Source organism: Streptomyces scabichelini (assembly GCF_011045015.1).
In the GTDB taxonomy this organism is placed as follows: Bacteria; Actinomycetota; Actinomycetes; order Streptomycetales; family Streptomycetaceae; genus Streptomyces; species Streptomyces scabichelini.
On record NZ_JAAKZY010000082.1, the window covers coordinates 1 to 15,736 of the forward strand.

Annotated in this window: 11 protein-coding genes and 1 pseudogene; 9 read left to right on the forward strand and 3 right to left on the reverse strand. The window is 68.7% G+C overall.

Annotated features, from left to right (window positions below; all coding sequences use genetic code 11):
* Positions 1-657: 657 nt before the first annotated feature.
* Positions 658-1,449, reverse strand: coding sequence for an NAD(P)H-dependent oxidoreductase (locus G5C60_RS24705; protein WP_165262947.1), 792 nt, complete (start codon positions 1,447-1,449; stop codon positions 658-660).
* Positions 1,450-1,588: 139 nt separating this feature from the next.
* Here G5C60_RS24705 and G5C60_RS24710 point away from each other — a divergent pair.
* The 3 genes and pseudogenes from G5C60_RS24710 to G5C60_RS24720 all read left to right on the forward strand — a co-directional run.
* Positions 1,589-2,434: pseudogene (locus tag G5C60_RS24710) on the forward strand (helix-turn-helix transcriptional regulator); the annotation flags it as partial.
* A 249-nt stretch (positions 2,435-2,683) separates the two neighbouring features.
* A complete protein-coding gene (locus tag G5C60_RS24715; protein ID WP_165262949.1) occupies positions 2,684-3,958 on the forward strand; it encodes an ATP-binding protein in 1,275 nt (424 codons plus the stop codon).
* Positions 3,959-4,184: 226 nt separating this feature from the next.
* On the forward strand, positions 4,185-5,603 hold the full coding sequence (locus G5C60_RS24720; protein ID WP_165262951.1) for a DUF234 domain-containing protein: 1,419 nt from the start codon (positions 4,185-4,187) through the stop codon (positions 5,601-5,603).
* Positions 5,604-5,772: 169 nt separating this feature from the next.
* Here G5C60_RS24720 and G5C60_RS24725 read toward each other — a convergent pair whose 3' ends face one another.
* Positions 5,773-6,534: a MerR family transcriptional regulator gene (locus G5C60_RS24725; RefSeq protein WP_165262953.1), complete on the reverse strand. Its 762-nt coding sequence runs from the start codon at positions 6,532-6,534 to the stop codon at positions 5,773-5,775.
* A gap of 206 nt (positions 6,535-6,740) precedes the next feature.
* Between G5C60_RS24725 and G5C60_RS24730 the strand changes: the two genes are divergently transcribed.
* Positions 6,741-7,475 (forward strand): DUF3159 domain-containing protein, encoded by a 735-nt coding sequence (locus G5C60_RS24730; protein ID WP_165262955.1) that lies wholly within the window; start codon positions 6,741-6,743, stop codon positions 7,473-7,475.
* 176 nt (positions 7,476-7,651) lie between these two features.
* Positions 7,652-9,361: a CocE/NonD family hydrolase gene (locus G5C60_RS24735; RefSeq protein WP_165262957.1), complete on the forward strand. Its 1,710-nt coding sequence runs from the start codon at positions 7,652-7,654 to the stop codon at positions 9,359-9,361.
* A gap of 168 nt (positions 9,362-9,529) precedes the next feature.
* Here the strand turns inward: G5C60_RS24735 and G5C60_RS24740 are convergent, their stop codons facing one another.
* The gene (locus tag G5C60_RS24740; protein WP_165262959.1) at positions 9,530-10,465 is read right to left on the reverse strand and encodes a class I SAM-dependent methyltransferase; all 936 of its coding nucleotides are present in this window, start codon (positions 10,463-10,465) and stop codon (positions 9,530-9,532) included.
* Positions 10,466-10,891: 426 nt separating this feature from the next.
* Between G5C60_RS24740 and G5C60_RS24745 the strand changes: the two genes are divergently transcribed.
* The 4 genes from G5C60_RS24745 (at position 10,892) to G5C60_RS24760 (ending at position 15,520) form a co-directional block, all read left to right on the forward strand.
* A complete protein-coding gene (locus G5C60_RS24745; RefSeq protein ID WP_165262961.1) occupies positions 10,892-12,049 on the forward strand; it encodes a histidine kinase in 1,158 nt (385 codons plus the stop codon).
* A complete protein-coding gene (locus tag G5C60_RS24750; protein WP_165262963.1) occupies positions 12,046-12,714 on the forward strand; it encodes a response regulator in 669 nt (222 codons plus the stop codon). The genes G5C60_RS24745 and G5C60_RS24750 overlap by 4 nt, the downstream gene beginning before the upstream one ends.
* Before the next feature lie 367 nt (positions 12,715-13,081).
* Positions 13,082-13,297 (forward strand): hypothetical protein, encoded by a 216-nt coding sequence (locus G5C60_RS24755; RefSeq protein ID WP_165262965.1) that lies wholly within the window; start codon positions 13,082-13,084, stop codon positions 13,295-13,297.
* 6 nt (positions 13,298-13,303) lie between these two features.
* A complete protein-coding gene (locus G5C60_RS24760) occupies positions 13,304-15,520 on the forward strand; it encodes an MMPL family transporter (protein ID WP_165262967.1) in 2,217 nt (738 codons plus the stop codon).
* Positions 15,521-15,736: the final 216 nt, after the last annotated feature.

Genomic DNA, 15,736 nt, shown 5'->3' on the forward strand with positions numbered 1-15,736 from the left:
CCTCCCCCGCCGCCCCCTGAATTCTGATCACTCCCAGGGGACCGCCTGGGATCGCATGCGCATGATCGCGGAGAATGCCCTGCATCCTGACGGGTCGGCCGTACGAGCCGAGGGCTCACAAGGCCGTCAACGCCACCGGCGATCAGCGTGGACCGCCCGCCCGAACCGACCGTTGACGGACGCTGGATCCACGCTGGATCATCAGCGCATTCTGGATGTTTTCGCAGGTCATTGCACTGCCGCCGATATTCCGGTTCAACGTATGAATGAATCCGCCCCCTGGCCTTGCGTGATGAATGCGCAGGTCAGGGGGTGTTTTACGGATTGGGAGTCGTGCACGTCGTGACGTTTCAGGGGAATGTCCAAGAGATGGGGTCGACGTCAGCGGGCTCCTCGTCTGTGCAGGTCAGGGGTATGGAGCGATCGGTGGGCGCGGTAAGTGACGGCTTGGTCACCGTCACGGTGGCGGGATTTTGGCTGGATGAGCTGACGCTCCGTCTTCTCTGTGGTGCGGATCTGGAGGCGGCGTAGATGCAGGGTGAGCAGGGCCTGGGCAAAGGGAGCCTTCCGTGGCGTCCAGAACGAGATGAGGGTGTTCGTGACGGCCATTGGCAAGGTGCTGTTCGCGCCCCAGCTCGTCCGGTCCATCGCCGACGGTCAGCCGCGCACGTGCAGCCGGAAACCCGTGCTGCCCGCGGGCTCCAGTCCCTCCTTCAGGTGCAGCGAGGGGATCTCGTAGTCACCGAAGTTCTGCCGCCGGAACGCGATCGGCTCGGTCGACTCCAGGGTGAGCAGGCGCTGCTCCCATGCCTTGGCGACGTCCGGGTAGTCCTCGCCGGTCATCCGGTCGGTGCCGTACAGCACGAACGGCGGCAGCATCTCGATGCCCGGGTAGTACAGGATGCCGTGGTGGATCGGGAACAGCAGATCGTCGATGGGGCCGTTGATCCCGCGAGCGGCGTAATGCGACTCCGGTCCGCCGGCGGTCACCGACAGCAGGGCCCTTCTGCCCGCGAGGGTGCCTGCGTCGAAGCGCTCACCGTATTTGGTGTCGCTGTGCTCGCCGACGCCGTAGGCGAAGCGGTAGGTGAAGCGGTGGGTGAGCACCCGGCCCACCCAGCCTTTGAGGATCGCGGGCATCGAGTACCACCACAGCGGGAACTGGAAGATGATCGTGTCGGCCCACAGCAGCTTCTCCTGCTCGGTGAGGACATCCGGGGTGAGCGTCCCGGCGTCGAAGGCCCGGCCCGAGTCCAGGGCGACCTTCAGCGGACTTGAGGCGTGGGGGCCGTAGTCCGCGGCGTCCACGACCGCCTTCCAGTTCATCGCGTACAGATCGCTCACCCGCACCTCGTGCCCGGCGTTCTCCAAGGTGGACACCGCGAGGTCCTTCAGCGAGCTGTTGAGCGACTGCGGCTCCGGGTGGGCGTGGACGATCAGTGTCTTCACGGGAACTCCTTCGGATCGGATGCCTTCGATCCTGGGCGCCGCGGCGCCCGTTGTTCAGGGGCGCCTCTTCCATCGGACGGGACTTCCTGGTACTGGCGGGGCCACCTTCACGAGGCATCACCGACGCCATGCTGGGGGCATGGACGATCTTGCAGGCTTCCTGCGGACCCGGCGTTCCCGGGTCGATCCGGCAGCCGTCGGCATCCCCACCGACAGCCGCCGCCGGGTCGAAGGGCTGCGCCGTGAAGAGGTCGCGCACCTGTCCGGAGTCAGCGTCGACTACTGCGTACGCCTGGCGCAGGGCCGCGCGACCCAGCCCTGCGAGCAGGTCCTCGACGCGCTCGCCCGTGTCCTCGGCCTCGACGCGACCGAACGCGGGCACCTCGACCGGCTCGCCCGGCAGCGCCGCCGCCGCGCGAAGGCGCCGGGCATGGGGGTCCCCCCCGGCCGGAGGCTGGGGGGCCGGCCGGAGCTGCTGCCCGTCCTCGGCCTGGTCGCCGACGCACCCACGCTGGTCATGGACCACCGCCTGGACGTGCTCGCCGGGAACCGCCTCGCCGGGCTCCTCTACGGCTGGCCGATGCCGGGCCTGAACACCGCCCGGCACATCTTCCTCGAGGAGACCGAGCGCGGCCTGGACGCGGACTGGGAGAACTGCACCCTCGACGTGGTCGGGCACCTGCGCCTGGCCGCCGGCAAATACCCTGAGGACCCCCGCCTGGCCTCGCTCATCGGCGAGCTGGCGATGGGCAGCGAGCGCTTCCGTCGCCTCTGGGCCCGCGCGGACGGGCGCGCCCGCACACATGGACGCAAGGCGTACCGGCACCCGCTGGTCGGACTGCTGGAACTACACCAGGAAAACTTCGCACTACCGGGCGAATCAGGCATGGAGCTGCTGGTGCTGTCCGCGGCCCCCGGCAGCCCCACCGAGGACGGGCTGCACCTGCTCGCGGGCCTGGGCGCGGACAGCGGTAACGCTCACGCTGTTGCTCCGCACGTGCCAGGTTGCTGTCTGTGCGGCTGTCGGCGTGGCTTGTGGCTGTGTCGCGCTTCTCGCTCAGGAGCCCCCTGTCAGGAGGCATGTCCGGTGGTGTTCGAACGGGCTGGACGAGGTGGCAGATTTTTCGAATATGGCTCGGCAGTTTTGGTGAAACTGAGCCGCGAATCGTCTATGGCGTAGCGGCAGATTTGGTCTAATGGGGTACTGTCCGTCCGTCTGAAACAAGGACCTGCCATGGCGAACCCAGCCGCGTCGCACCGCTTTCCGCGCCACTTGGAGACGGTCCTGAAGGAGCTGCTCCTGGACGAACCCGTCATCGTTCTCACCGGGGCTCGTACGGTCGGCAAGAGCACGCTCCTCACTGCCTGTGCCGCGGGCCACGGAGTCGATGTTGTGGATCTGGACGAGGTCGACACCCGGCATGCGGTGTCGACGGACCCTGGACTCTTCGTCAGCGCCGACCGCCCCACGCCGGTGTGCATCGACGAGTTCCAGCACGTTCTGTCTCTATTGGACTCGATCAAGGCCGAGCTCAACCGGGACCTGCGCCCCGGGCGCTACCTGCTGACGGGCTCCACCCGCTACGACACCCTGCCACTGGCGAGTCAGTCCCTCACCGGCCGGGCGCATGTGACGACGATGTGGCCACTTTCCCAGGGAGAGCTGCGGGAGCGACGGGAGACCGCGCTCGATGCGCTGGTCAGCGATCCGGGTGCCCTGGTGACGGCGGAGCCCTCGCTCACCTCGCGCCAGGAGTACGAGGACATGGTCCTGGCCGGCGGCTTTCCCCTCGCCCTGGCCCGAGTCCCGGGCCGGTCCCGGGACCGCTGGTTCCGTGACTTCGTCAATCTCGTCATCGAGCGGGATGTGCTGGAGATCCGCAAGGTCCGGCAACGGCAGGTGCTTCCCCAGGTCCTGCGCCGGCTGGCCGGGCAGACCGGACAGGTGCTCAACATCAGCCACGTCGCCGACGCGGTCGGTCTGGAGGTGAGCGTGGTGCGTGACTACATCGGGCTCCTTGAGGCCGTGTTCCTTGTCCACCGGCTGGAGGCGTTCGGGCGCTCGGTCACCAACCGTGCCACCCGGACCCCGAAAATCCATGCCGTCGACACCGGCCTTGCCGCCTTCCTGCTCGGGGTGACCGGGCAGAAGTTGCAGGCCCGCACGCCGGCGGCCCTCACTCAGTTCGGCCATCTCGTGGAGACCTTCACGGTCAACGAACTGCTCAAACAGTCCGGCTGGTCACAGCAGGCCGTCTCCTTCTCGCACTACCGGACCAGGGATCAGCAGGAAGTCGACCTGGTGATGGAGACGGATGCCGGGATGGTTGCTGGGGTGGAGGTCAAAGCGGCCGCCACGGTCAAGGACAGCGACTTCGCGGGACTGCGGGCTCTCAGGGAGCGGCTCGGTGAGGACTTCGCGGGCGGAGTGGTGATCAACCTGGGGAAGCGGTCCTACACCTACGAGGACCGGCTGCACGTGCTGCCCCTCGACACGCTGTGGCGCTGACGGCCGCATCCGCCAGCAGAGACGCCTCGCGGAATGCGATCCAACCGGGTTCCCGATGCATGGTTTCCGGCGGCTGGATCCTGGCTGGATACACCCCGATTCTCCGGTGTTTTCGCAGGTTGAAACCCTGGGGTGGATGTTCCGGTTCAACGTATAGCGGCTGGTCCCCTAGTAACGTCTATGTTACTAACATCGTTGTTAGTGTCATGCGTGGAGGTCGGCAGACGTGGTGGATTTTGTAGGCCGTCGCCAGGAGCTGGCGACACTGGAGCGAGAGCTGCAGAAGGTAGCGACAGGGGTTGGCGGGGAGCGGCCCGGTCGGTGCGTGATGTTGCGTGGGCGGCGCCGGGTGGGCAAGTCGCGACTGGTCGAGCGGTTCGCGGAGCGCTCCGGAGCCCCGTTCTTGTTCTACGCGGCGACCGGTGCGTCCCCCAGGGATGATCTGGCACGGCTGGCCCGGGACGCCCAAGCGTCGACGCTGCCGTTGGCGGGGCTGGTGGCCGCCGCGCGGCCGGAAAACTGGGACGCCGCGTTCGATGTGCTGGCCGCGGCGCTGCCCGCCGACCGGGCGAGCGTGCTGGTCATCGACGAAGTGCCGTACTTGATGGATACCGATGGCGCCTTTGAGGGGATGCTGCAACGGGCCTGGGATCGGGTGCTGGAGACCAAGCCGGTGCTGCTGGTCCTCATCGGCTCCGATCTGTCGATGATGGAGGCACTGAACAGCTACGGACGCCCCTTCCATCAGCGCGGCCGGGAGATGGTGCTGGGACCGCTGAACCCCGCCGAGGTGGGGCGGATGCTCGGGCTGGATCCGGCGGAAGCCTTCGACGCCGCGCTGGTCACCGGCGGGCTGCCGCTGATCTGCGCGGAGTGGCCGCGGGGCACAGGGCTGTGGGACTTCCTCGGCGAGGCGCTGAGCGACCCGGTCTCGGCCCTGCTGGTGTCGGCCGAGCGTTCGCTGGCTGCCGAATTTCCCCCGCAGGCTCAGGCGCGTACGGTGCTGGCGGCTATCGGCAGTGGTGAGCGGACCTTCACCAACATCGCTCGTGCAGCCGGCGGAATCGGGGCCACGCCGCTGCAGCGAGCACTGGAGCTGCTCACGGACAAGCGGATCGTCGCTGCGGAGCTGCCCGTATCGCTGCGTCCGTCGAAGGACCGCCGCTACCGGGTGACAGATCCCTACCTGCGGTTTTGGCTGCACCTGCTCGGCCCCTCCATGGAGGAGATCGAGCGGGGGCGGGGCGATCTGACCTTGGCGCGGATCCGGGAGAACTGGACCAGCTGGCGCGGCCGGGCCGTCGAGCCCCTTGTGCGCGAGGCCCTGGCGCGGATACTGCCCGACGATCAGCTTCCCGCGGCCCCCGCAGTGGGCGGCTACTGGACCCGTACCAACGACGTCGAGATCGATATCGTCGGGGCGGATTGCGCTCCCATTGCCAAGGAACTGCTCTTCGTCGGCTCCATCAAGTGGCTGGAGCAGTCGCCCTTCGACCGGCACGACTTGGCCGCTCTCTATCGACACCGGGCCGCTCTCACCGACGAACCTGTTCCAGTCGTGGCGGTTTCGCGCAGTGGAGTCGACTGTCCAGGGCTTGACGCCACCTACGGTCCCGGCGATTTGCTGACCGCCTGGCCGCTGTGAGGGGCGGATGGCAGGCGAGGCACGAGAGTTGGGGAGCGCGATCATGCTGAACAGGCGTTGGAGTTCGGCTTCAACGTCCAGCGTCACCTCGACAGGCAGTCGCGCTGATGTCGCTGAAACTCTCGCCCGGTCGCTGCGTCACAGTCGGCAGCCGCCGACGTAAGTGCGCTCAGATCCCGGTGCTGCCAGGCTGTTCGGTGCCCCGCCGCGCTTCGGCGAGCAGGACGCCCAACCGGCGCAGGACGTCCACCTGGGCGTCGTTGTAGATGTCCTGGACGGCCTGGCCGACGGTTTTCTTCGCGAACTTCTCGCCGCGCGGGGCGTCGGCGGGCAGGGTGCTAAGACCCGGGTGCTGCCGGTACAGCGCGTGCACGAAGGCGACCAGCCCTTCCGCGACGTCGGCGCGGGTCTGCTCGTCGGCGTCGGCGGGCAGCCGCTCGAACCTCTCACCGGCGGCATCCATGACCGGGTTCCTCATCAGGTCCGCATAGGCCGCCGTGCCCTTCGGGCCGAGCACCCTGCTCATCACGGTGACGAACGAGCGATCCGCGTCGGACATCGGGGTGTCGACCGCGGCCGCGGCGAACTCCGGAGGCAGGTCGGTCGGAACCGACTTCTTCAGGATGAACCCGAGTTCCATCCTGGCCCGCTGCAACCGTTCGATGGTGGCCGCCAGTTCGGCGTCGAGCGTGCGCAACGCCTCCTCCGGATGATCATCGGACTCGCCCATCTCGGCGATCTGGGACAGGGGGAACCCCAGGTCGACAAGGCGCTTGATGCGCAGCAGCCGCACGAGGTGGGCCACGCCGTACTGCTTGTAGCCATTGGCCCGGCGTTCCGGCTCGTCGAGCAGACCGACCTCGTGGTAGTGCCGTACCGCCCGCAGGCTGGTGCCCGCGAGCTCGGCGATCTCACGCGTGCTCCATGCCATGGCTCCGCACTCCGTTCGGCTCCTCGCGCGTCAGCGCGCGGCCTCGACTCACTCCATTCGAATCACTCCATTCGAAACCATGCCGTCGCGGCACGGTCAAGCGCCACCCCGCCCCTCCGGAAGGGCTTGACTGTGCCGTGACGGCACGGTTTTTCGTGGTTCCCATCGCATCGACGGCACGGGTTCGCGAAGACCGAGGAGACGCCATGACCGAGCACCACCGCACCGACACGGCCGGGCACCACCGCACCGACACGGCCGGGCACCACCGCACCTACACGGCCGGGCACCACCCCGCCGACAGGACACCGGCCGAGCCCGCCGCGCAGAGCGAAGCGCATCAGAAGCTGCTCGACCAACTCGGCGGTACGAAGGGGATGGTGTACACGGCGATCCCGATCTCGGCGTTCGTCGCGGCGAATGCCGCTTTCGGGCTGCCGCTCGCGATCGGCAGCGCACTCGCGGTGGCCCTGCTGATCACCGTGTGGCGGATGGCGCAGGGGGAGCCGTTCACCGCGGCGGCCGGCGGTGTCTTCGGAGTCGCGGCCGCCGGCGGCGTCGCGGCGTGGACCGGCTCGGCGGGTGGCTTCTTCCTGATCGGCATCTGGGCGAGCTGCGCGGGCGCGGTGCTCCTGATCGTCACGTTGCTGGCCCGCAGGCCGGTGACCGGCCTGCTGTGGAACGCGCTGCACGGCAACAGGCACGCGTGGCGGGACGACCGCCCCAGCCTGCTGGCGCACGACGTCGCCACCGCCACCCTGACTGTCCTGTTCGCAGCACGGTTCGGCGTGCAGCAGTGGCTCTACGAAAGCGATGCCACGGGCTGGCTGGCTCTCGCCAAGGTCGGTATGGGCGTGCCCCTGCTCGCCTTGGCTCTGCTGGTCGTCTTCTGGGCGTTCCGCCGGACGACCAAGCGGCTCGTAGAACCGGCGACCCAGTGAGCCGGCGAGCCGGTGGGCCGGGCGACGGCCCGGAATGACCGTGCCGTGACGGCACGGTGCCACCTCGCACCGGCAGAACCCGCACCAACAGAGCCCGCACCGGCAGAACCCCTCGTTCCCGCCGAATCGTTCCCGCCGAACTCAAGGTCGGCCACACGTCGTTTCCGGAGGAGACCATGAAGAAGATTCCCGTGCCCGCCGCGGCCACTGCGGCAGTCGCCGCGCTGGCGTTAACCGGTGGGTCCGTCGGCCCTGCCGGCGCGGCACAGTCCGCTGCCCCCACGGTGGCCACCGCCGAGGACCCCGTGACACACAGGGACAACAACCGTGTCCCCAAGGGCGCGGAGTGGACACAGCACTACTTCCCGTCCTCGGACGGCTCCGGTACCGAGCTGCACGCCGATGTCCTGCTGCCGGAGAGACTGCCCCAGGGTGAGAAAGTGCCGGTCATCCTCTCTGTCGGCGCCTACTTCGGGCACTCCGGAGAGCTCACGGACGAGAAGTGGAAGAAGACCGGCCCGTCCGCACGCTTCAAGGACCTCGTCGAGGGAGGCGACCTGTTCGACCGGGGCTACGCCCTGGTACAGGTGGACCTGCGCGGCTTCGGCGGGTCCAGCGGCTGCCTCGACTACATGGGCAAGGGCGAGCAGGCCGACGTCAAGGCGGCGATCGACTGGGCGGCGAAGCAGCCGTGGTCCACCGGCAAGGTCGGCATGTACGGCAAGTCGTACGACGCGACGACCGCCCTGGTCGGCAACAACCTGGACCAGGACGCGCTCAAGGCCGTCGTCGCCCAGGAACCCGTCTGGGACATGTACCGCCTGACCCGCTCCAACAGGGTGCCGAAACTGGGCGGGGTCCTCGCCCCCAACACCTACAACCAGATAGCGCAGTTGCCGCCGCTGCCCGACGACCAGGAGCGCTACAAGAGGAACAACCGGTACGAGCTGAAGCACCCGGAGTGCACCGCGTACAACACGGACAACAACCTCAAGCCCGACCCCGAAGACCCGTACTGGCGGCAGCGCGACCTGGCGAAGCAGGCCAAGGGCAGCGACACCCCGCTGTTCTTCACCCAGGGCTTCATCGAGTCGAACACCAAGCCGGAGGCGATGCAGGAGTACCTCGCGGGCCACCAGGGCACCGAGCGCGGCTGGCTCGGCCAGTGGGACCACGTACGCGGCAACGAACGCACCGAGGACGGGCGGCTGCAGATGGGTCGCGCGGGCTGGTTCAAAGAGGTGATGTCCTTCTACGACCAGCACCTCAAGGGGATCGCTCCCACGACCGACTACCCGGCCTTCGCCGTCCAGGACAGCACCGGAGCCTGGCGTTCCCAGGACACCTGGCCCCTCTCGGACCGGTCCGCCGACGTGGTGCTGCGCGACGGGTCCTACGTGGACCAGGGCGAGCCCGGCGACTCGGCGAACTTCCTCACGTGGTCCGAACCGGTCGAGCGCGACATCCGCATCACCAGGACGCCCAGGATCGAGATGGACACCGAGGGCAGCGGCAACGTCATGGTCAAGTTGTACGACGTCGCGCAGGACGGCTCCGCCGTCATGTTCGACGAGCAGGTGGCGATCGTGGATGCCTCCGGCCACGTGGCCATGGACCTCAAGTCGACCGACTGGCGTCTGAAGGCCGGCCACTCCCTGGCCGTCGAGATCGGCACCGTCTATGACGGCGCGTGGATCGACACCCCGACCGGCGACCGCATCAAGGTGACGGACGCGCGCCTCGGCCTCTCCGTCGACGACCCCTCCGACGACCAGGCCACCGAAGGCAAGCGCTCGCCGTACCTCGACACCTACGTGAAGGTGTACACGAAGAAGAAGTTGGCGACGCAGCCCCCGTCGTTCACGGTCCCTTCGGCTCGCGACTGATACCCGGCCGGCTCGTGCCGAACTCGCCCTTTGACCTGCATTTGTGCAGGCCAAGGGGCGATTCGCTGCAGTGGCGTGTTCCGGCCGGTGCACACAGGGTCGTATCCAGCTCACGCGGTGGGCGGGCGCGGGACCGCGTGCTGCTCGGAAGTCACACGGGGACCCTCGTCAGCCTGAGGCGTCCCGGCTCTTCGCGCCGGCGCGCAGATAGCCCGAGTTCGCCACCTGACCGAGGAACGTCATCCGGGTGTCCGTGGCCATGTGCTTCTCGTAGGCCTCTTTGATACCGGGCCACTTGGGGTGCCCGAAGTCGTCGAGTACGACGATGCCGCCGGGCGCGGCAATCTGCTCGGCCCACGCGAGATCCGCGAGGACGCCGGGGGCGGAGTGGTCGCCGTCGACGATGATCACTCCGTAGGAACGGTCGGAGACCAGGGCGCGCACCTCGGGGTCCTCGGAGAAGCCCTGCTGGATGCGGGTCGCGGCTCCGGCCGCGCCGGCCAGGCCCAGATTGGTGCGCACCGCGGCCCCGCGCACGGGGGTGCCGGTCGGGTCGGCTCCCTCGGTGGTGCCGGGCTGGAGCTGCAGGCCCGCGAGCGGGTCGACGATCGTCAGGCTCGGGTCGCGGCCCGCGCGCTCCATCATCCGGATCAGGGCCGCGCCGAACATTCCGTACAGGGTGCCGATCTCCAGGATTTCATCGTTCGGCGGGTCGAGCAGCGGTACGGCGGAGAGCTTGCCGCAGATGTTCATGGTGCCGCCCGCGATCCGGCCGACTCCGAGCGCCTCCAGGGCGATGAGCAACCGGAACGACTGGGCGATATTGCGCTCCGCGCCGTCGCTGTCCCCGGTCATCAGCGCCAACTCGTCGATGGCGCGCTGGAGATGGACCTCGGCGGGGAGTCGCGACACACCACGCCCTGTTTTGTCAAACAGCAGCTCGAGGGGCCGCTGGCGCTGGCGCAGCGCCGTCAGCTCGCGCAGCAGTCCCCCGTCGGGGTCCCTGCTGGCGCGGCGGATCCCGCGCTCGATGCGCTGATCGATGAGGTCGGCGATCGGACGCAGGGTGCGCCTGGCGGCCTTGGTGGTGAGTAACCCTCGCATGGCTCTGTGTCCCTCACAGGTAGGGGAGAAGTACCGCGTACATGTGGGGGGGGACAGAAGGTGTGCAGGCCTTCCCCGTACGTCGGTGGAGACGGGCGGCACAGTGGGAGCGTCCGACGACAGTAGAACGTAAAACATCCATAGATCAAGCACAGGAAACGACGGCATCCAGCCCAGGAAAAGCGGAAATGACCCTTGGGCCACAAGAGGGTTACCGCATCAAGTCGTCAGGGTGGAATCACCGTCCAGGGCGGCGATTTCTTCGACCTGCTATCCAAGTGACGGTGCGAATGGCCGCGGATGTGGTTCAGCGACCTTCACGCGAAACCGTTGCCGGTTGCGCCACGTCAGTTGCCCCACATTCCGCCCCTTTACCTGCCCGTCCTGGGGTCCACCTTCGATCGGCGTCACGGGCAGAATGAACTCGTGCCTCTCACTCAGACCCGTCTCCGGCTACCTACGGGCGCCCGTGGTGACGCCGCACTGGCTTTGGGGACGTTTGTGTTGGTGGCGATCGCCGAGGGGCAGCGGCTGGGCAGCGGCGAGGGCTCGGTGGCCTCGATGGTCGTGTCCTGGCTGCTGATCGGAGCGGTGTGCGGCGCGCTGTTGTTCCGGCGCCGATGTCCGGTGGCGGTGGGCTGGTTCACGGCGCTGGCCACCGGGGGCTACTACGTGCTCAGTGCCGTCGACGGGCCGCTGGTCCTCGTCCCGATCGTGGCGTTGTACGCCATCGCCGCCCAGGGTCGGCTGCAGCCGGCCATCGCCGTGGCGGCGGCGATGGTGATCGGCGTCGGCGTGGGCGCCCTCATGACCCGGAGCGACGTCACTGGTACGGCGGTGTTCATGCTCACCGGCTGGTTGGTCGCTGTCGTCGCGCTCGGCAGTGTGCGGCACGGCCGGGTGGCGTACGCCGAGGAGGAGGCGCGGCTTCGGGCCACCGAGGAACGGCTGCGCATTGCCCGCGAGTTGCACGATGTGATCGGGCACAACATTTCGATGATCAACGTGCAGTCGGGTGCGGCCCTGCACCGGCTGAAGAAGGACCCTGCGCAGGCCGAAGCGGCGCTGAGCGCTATCAAGGCGGGTAGCCGGGAGACCTTGCAGGAGCTGCGGGCCACCCTCGAGTTGCTTCGCCGGGTCGACGAGGATGCGCCCAGAGCACCAGCGCCGGGTCTGGCCCGGGCGGATGCACTGGTGGCCTCGGCAAAGCTCGCGGGGCTCGCGGCGCGGATCGAGCGGACCGGGGCCGAGCGCGCGTTGCCTGCCCAAGTCGACCTGGCCGCATACCGGATCGTGCAGGAGTCGCTGACCAACGCCGCCCGGCACAGCGGCGCCGGACACGTCACGATCCGGATCGCCTACGGGGACCGCGAGTTGACGGTCGCCGTCGAGGACGACGGCCAAGGCGCGGCAGCCCGCCCGGCCAGGTCGGGAGGCGGCAGCGGCATTGCCGGCATGACCGAGCGGGCGCGGGCATTGGGCGGCGAGCTGGCCGCGGGCCCACGGCCGGAAGGCGGATTCGCGGTGCGGGCCCGGCTACCGTACGGGATCACAGGAGAGCCGACGGAGCGGAGCAGCCGATGATCAGGGTCCTGCTGGTGGATGACCACTGGCTGGTCAGGGCCGGGTTCCGGTCGGTCCTGGACGACGAGGACGACATCGAGGTGGTGGGCGAGGCCGCCGACGGGCAAGCCGCGGTCTCGGCCTGCCGCGCGCTGAAGCCGGACGTGGTGTTGATGGACATCCGGATGCCGGGGACGGACGGTCTCGACGCCACCCAGGTGATCACGGAGGATGAGCAGCTGGCCTCGGTGAAGGTGGTCATCCTGACGACCTTCGATCTGGACGACTACGTGTACGGGGCGCTGCGCGCCGGGGCGACCGGCTTCCTGGTGAAGGACACCGAGCCGGAGGAACTGCTGCACGCGGTGCGGGTCGCCGCCCGGGGCGACGCCCTGATCAGTCCGTCGGTCACCCGGCGGCTCATCGCCGAGTTCGCGGGCCGGGTCAAGGGCCCTCAGCCGGACCCTCGGCTCGATGTGCTCACGGACCGGGAGCGCGAGGTCATGCAGCTGGTGGCCGCCGGGCTCACGAACGACGAGATCGCCGAGCGGCTGGTGCTGCAACTGTCGACGGCGAAGACGCACGTCAGCCGCATCCTGACGAAGCTGGGTGCACGAGACAGGTCACAGCTCGTGGTCCTGGCGTACGAGTCCGGAATGGTCAGCCCCGGCTGGCTGGAGGACTGAGCGGATACGGCGAAGTCCGGTGCTGTACCGCGCCCCGTAAGGGGCGCGGGGAACTGCGCGACCAGCCACGGACGGCCCGCAGGTTCCGGACCGCACTTCCAGCGGAGCGCTTAGGCAGGCCCGGCCCTCACCGGTCTCACCGCTGGCCCGCAGGCACGGTACTGCCCCGGGGTGGTTCGCTGACCCGGCATACCTGCTGCCGCGCACGGCGGATCCGGGCTGGTCAGCAGGGTTCGATCCGGTTGGCCATCCGCCCGTGGACGCCGCCCTACATCCGGGGTACCGCGTCGCGTACATCCGCTGAGGTACGCCTGGTGTCGTCCGGGGACTGACGATTTCGACCTCGTCGCGGGCGCACGATCGGGGCATGAACGCACCTCCCTCTCCCGGACGGGTCACGACCGCGCTCGTCGGCGCCCTCGTCGGAGCCGCCGCCGGAATTCTGCTGGTGTCGGCTGCCGGGGCCCTGGCCTTGGAGATCGACGGAGTGTTCGCCATCCCGGCGATCGGCGTACCCACGTTGTGCGGCGTCGTAGTGGGCGCGTTCGTCATGCCTGGCAACTCACGCTCCAATCGGAGGTAGTCACCCATGTCTCCCGACCGCGGCGCACCCGCGCCCTTTGCCCCACCGGCACCACCCGGCCGACGAGCTGAAGCGCGCGTCGGCCGGTTCGGCGCCCTGGCCGGCTGGGCGCAGCGTCATCGCTGGGCGGCTCTGCTGCTCTGGGTGGCCGTCCTGGCTGCCGTCACGTTGGGCTCGACGGCCGCCGGCTCCGCGTACAAGAACAACTTCGCGCTGCCGGGCACCGACTCGCAGACGGCCACCGACCTGTTCACAAAGCACGGTTCGGACCAGGCCGGGGACAGTGTCGAGATCGTCCTCAAGGACACCCGGGGCATCGACCAGCCCAAGGCCGCCGTGGAGAAGATGCTCGCCGAGGTCGAGCAGCTGCCGGGCGTCGCCGAGGTACGCAGTCCCTACGTCGACGCCTCCGCCGTGTCCAAGGATGGCACGATCGGCTACGCCACCGTCACGCTCGACGGCAAGGCCGAGGCCGTGCCGAAGGCGGAGGTCGCCAAGATCATCGAAACCGCCCAGGGCGCCGCGTCAGGCAGTCTCCAGGTCGAGCTCGGTGGCGAGGCCGTGCGCGGCGCCGAGGAGAAGGAAGCCCCGATCGCGGAAATGGCCGGAATCGTGGCCGCTGTGATCATCCTCGGGCTGCTCTTCGGCTCCCTGGTGGCGGCGGCCGTGCCGCTGATCACCGCTCTCTTCGCGGTCGGCTCGGCCCTCGGTCTGATCGTTCTTGCCTCGCACGTCTTCACCATCGCCGATTTCACGCCGCCCATCACGATGCTCGTCGGGCTCGGCGTCGGCATCGACTACGCCCTGCTGATCTTCTACCGCTACCGGCAAGAGCTCACCGACGGCGCCGAGCCGGCCGAAGCCACCCGTAAGGCCCTGGACGCCGCAGGACGTACGGTGTTCTTCGCCGGCTGCACGGTGATCATTGCCCTGCTGGGGCTGGTCGCGCTCGGTCTCGGCTCGCTGCAGGGGGTGGCCCTTTCCCTGGCGCTGACCGTGCTGACCACCATGGCCGCATCCCTGGTCCTGCTGCCCGCCCTGCTGGCGATCTTCGGCAAGCGCATCCAGCGCCATGTGCTCAAGCACGCGGCCAGGACCGAGGCCAAGGGCAAGGCCGAAGGCCGCCGCTGGCGGGCCCTGGCCTCGGCGGTACAGCGGCGGCCGTTGCCGGCTCTGGTGGCCGCCACCATCGCCCTGCTGGCGCTGTCCGCACCGGCCCTGGGCATGCGGCTCGGCTTCGCCGACGCGGGCAACGACCCGAAGACCACGACCTCCCGGCAGGCCTATGACCTGCTCACTGAGGGCTTCGGCCCGGGTTTCAACGGTCCGCTGATCGTCCTTGCGCAAGGAGACGCGGCAGCCGGCAAGATCGTGTCGTCCGCACTGGCCAAGACCGAGGGTGTGGCGGCGGCCAGCCCTGCGGTGCCCTCCGAGGACGGAGCCCTGTCCACCGTGTTCGTCTACCCGACGACGTCACCGCAGGACAAGGGCACCGCCGACCTGGTGCACCACCTGCGCGAGGACGTGGCCCCGGAGCTCGAGCAGGACACCGGTGCCAATGTCCTGGTGGGCGGCGCCGTCGCAGGCTCCCAGGACTTCTCGGAGACCGTCTCCAAGCGGATGCCGATCTTCATCGCCGTCGTGGTCGGGCTGTCGTCCCTGCTCCTGATGATGGTCTTCCGGTCGATCCTGATCCCTCTCAAGGCCGCGCTGCTGAACCTGATCTCGATCGCGGCCGCGCTCGGCGCCATGACCCTGGTGTTCCAGCACGGCTTGTTCGGGGTGCAGCCGGGCCCGATCGAAGCCTTCCTCCCCGTGCTGATCTTCGCGATCGTGTTCGGGCTCTCCATGGACTATGAGGTGTTCCTCGTCGGGCGAATGCACGAGGAGTGGGAGCGTACGAAGGACCATTCCCTCGCGGTGCGGGAAGGGCTGGCCTCCACCGGCAAGGTGATCACGGCGGCAGGCGCCATCATGATCGTGGTGTTCGGCGCCTTCATGCTGAGCGCCGACCGGATGCTCCAACAGTTCGGCCTGGGGCTCGCGGTGGCGATCTTGATGGACGCACTGGTCATCCGCTGCCTGATGGTCCCGGCCCTCATGCAGCTGATGGGCAAGTGGGCCTGGTGGCTGCCCGCCCCGCTCGCCCGGTGGCTGCCCAAGGTGACGCTCGAAGCCCCTGCGCAGAGCCCGCCGGCGGCCAAGGAGACCGTCGCTCCTTGATCGGCAGATTGCCGTGATCGCCGCTACATGTTGATCAGGCGGCGCCAAGTCCATGCGCTGGGCCCGGCCGGAAACCCGTCCGAGCCCAGCGCGTCGACGGCAGTTGGGCACACCTGCAACTCCATGCGCCCATCACAGGAGGGGAGGACGGTCGCTCATGGCTCACATGAGGCCGCCACCCGAGCGGGGGTGGCCGCTTCTTTTACTGGTACTGCG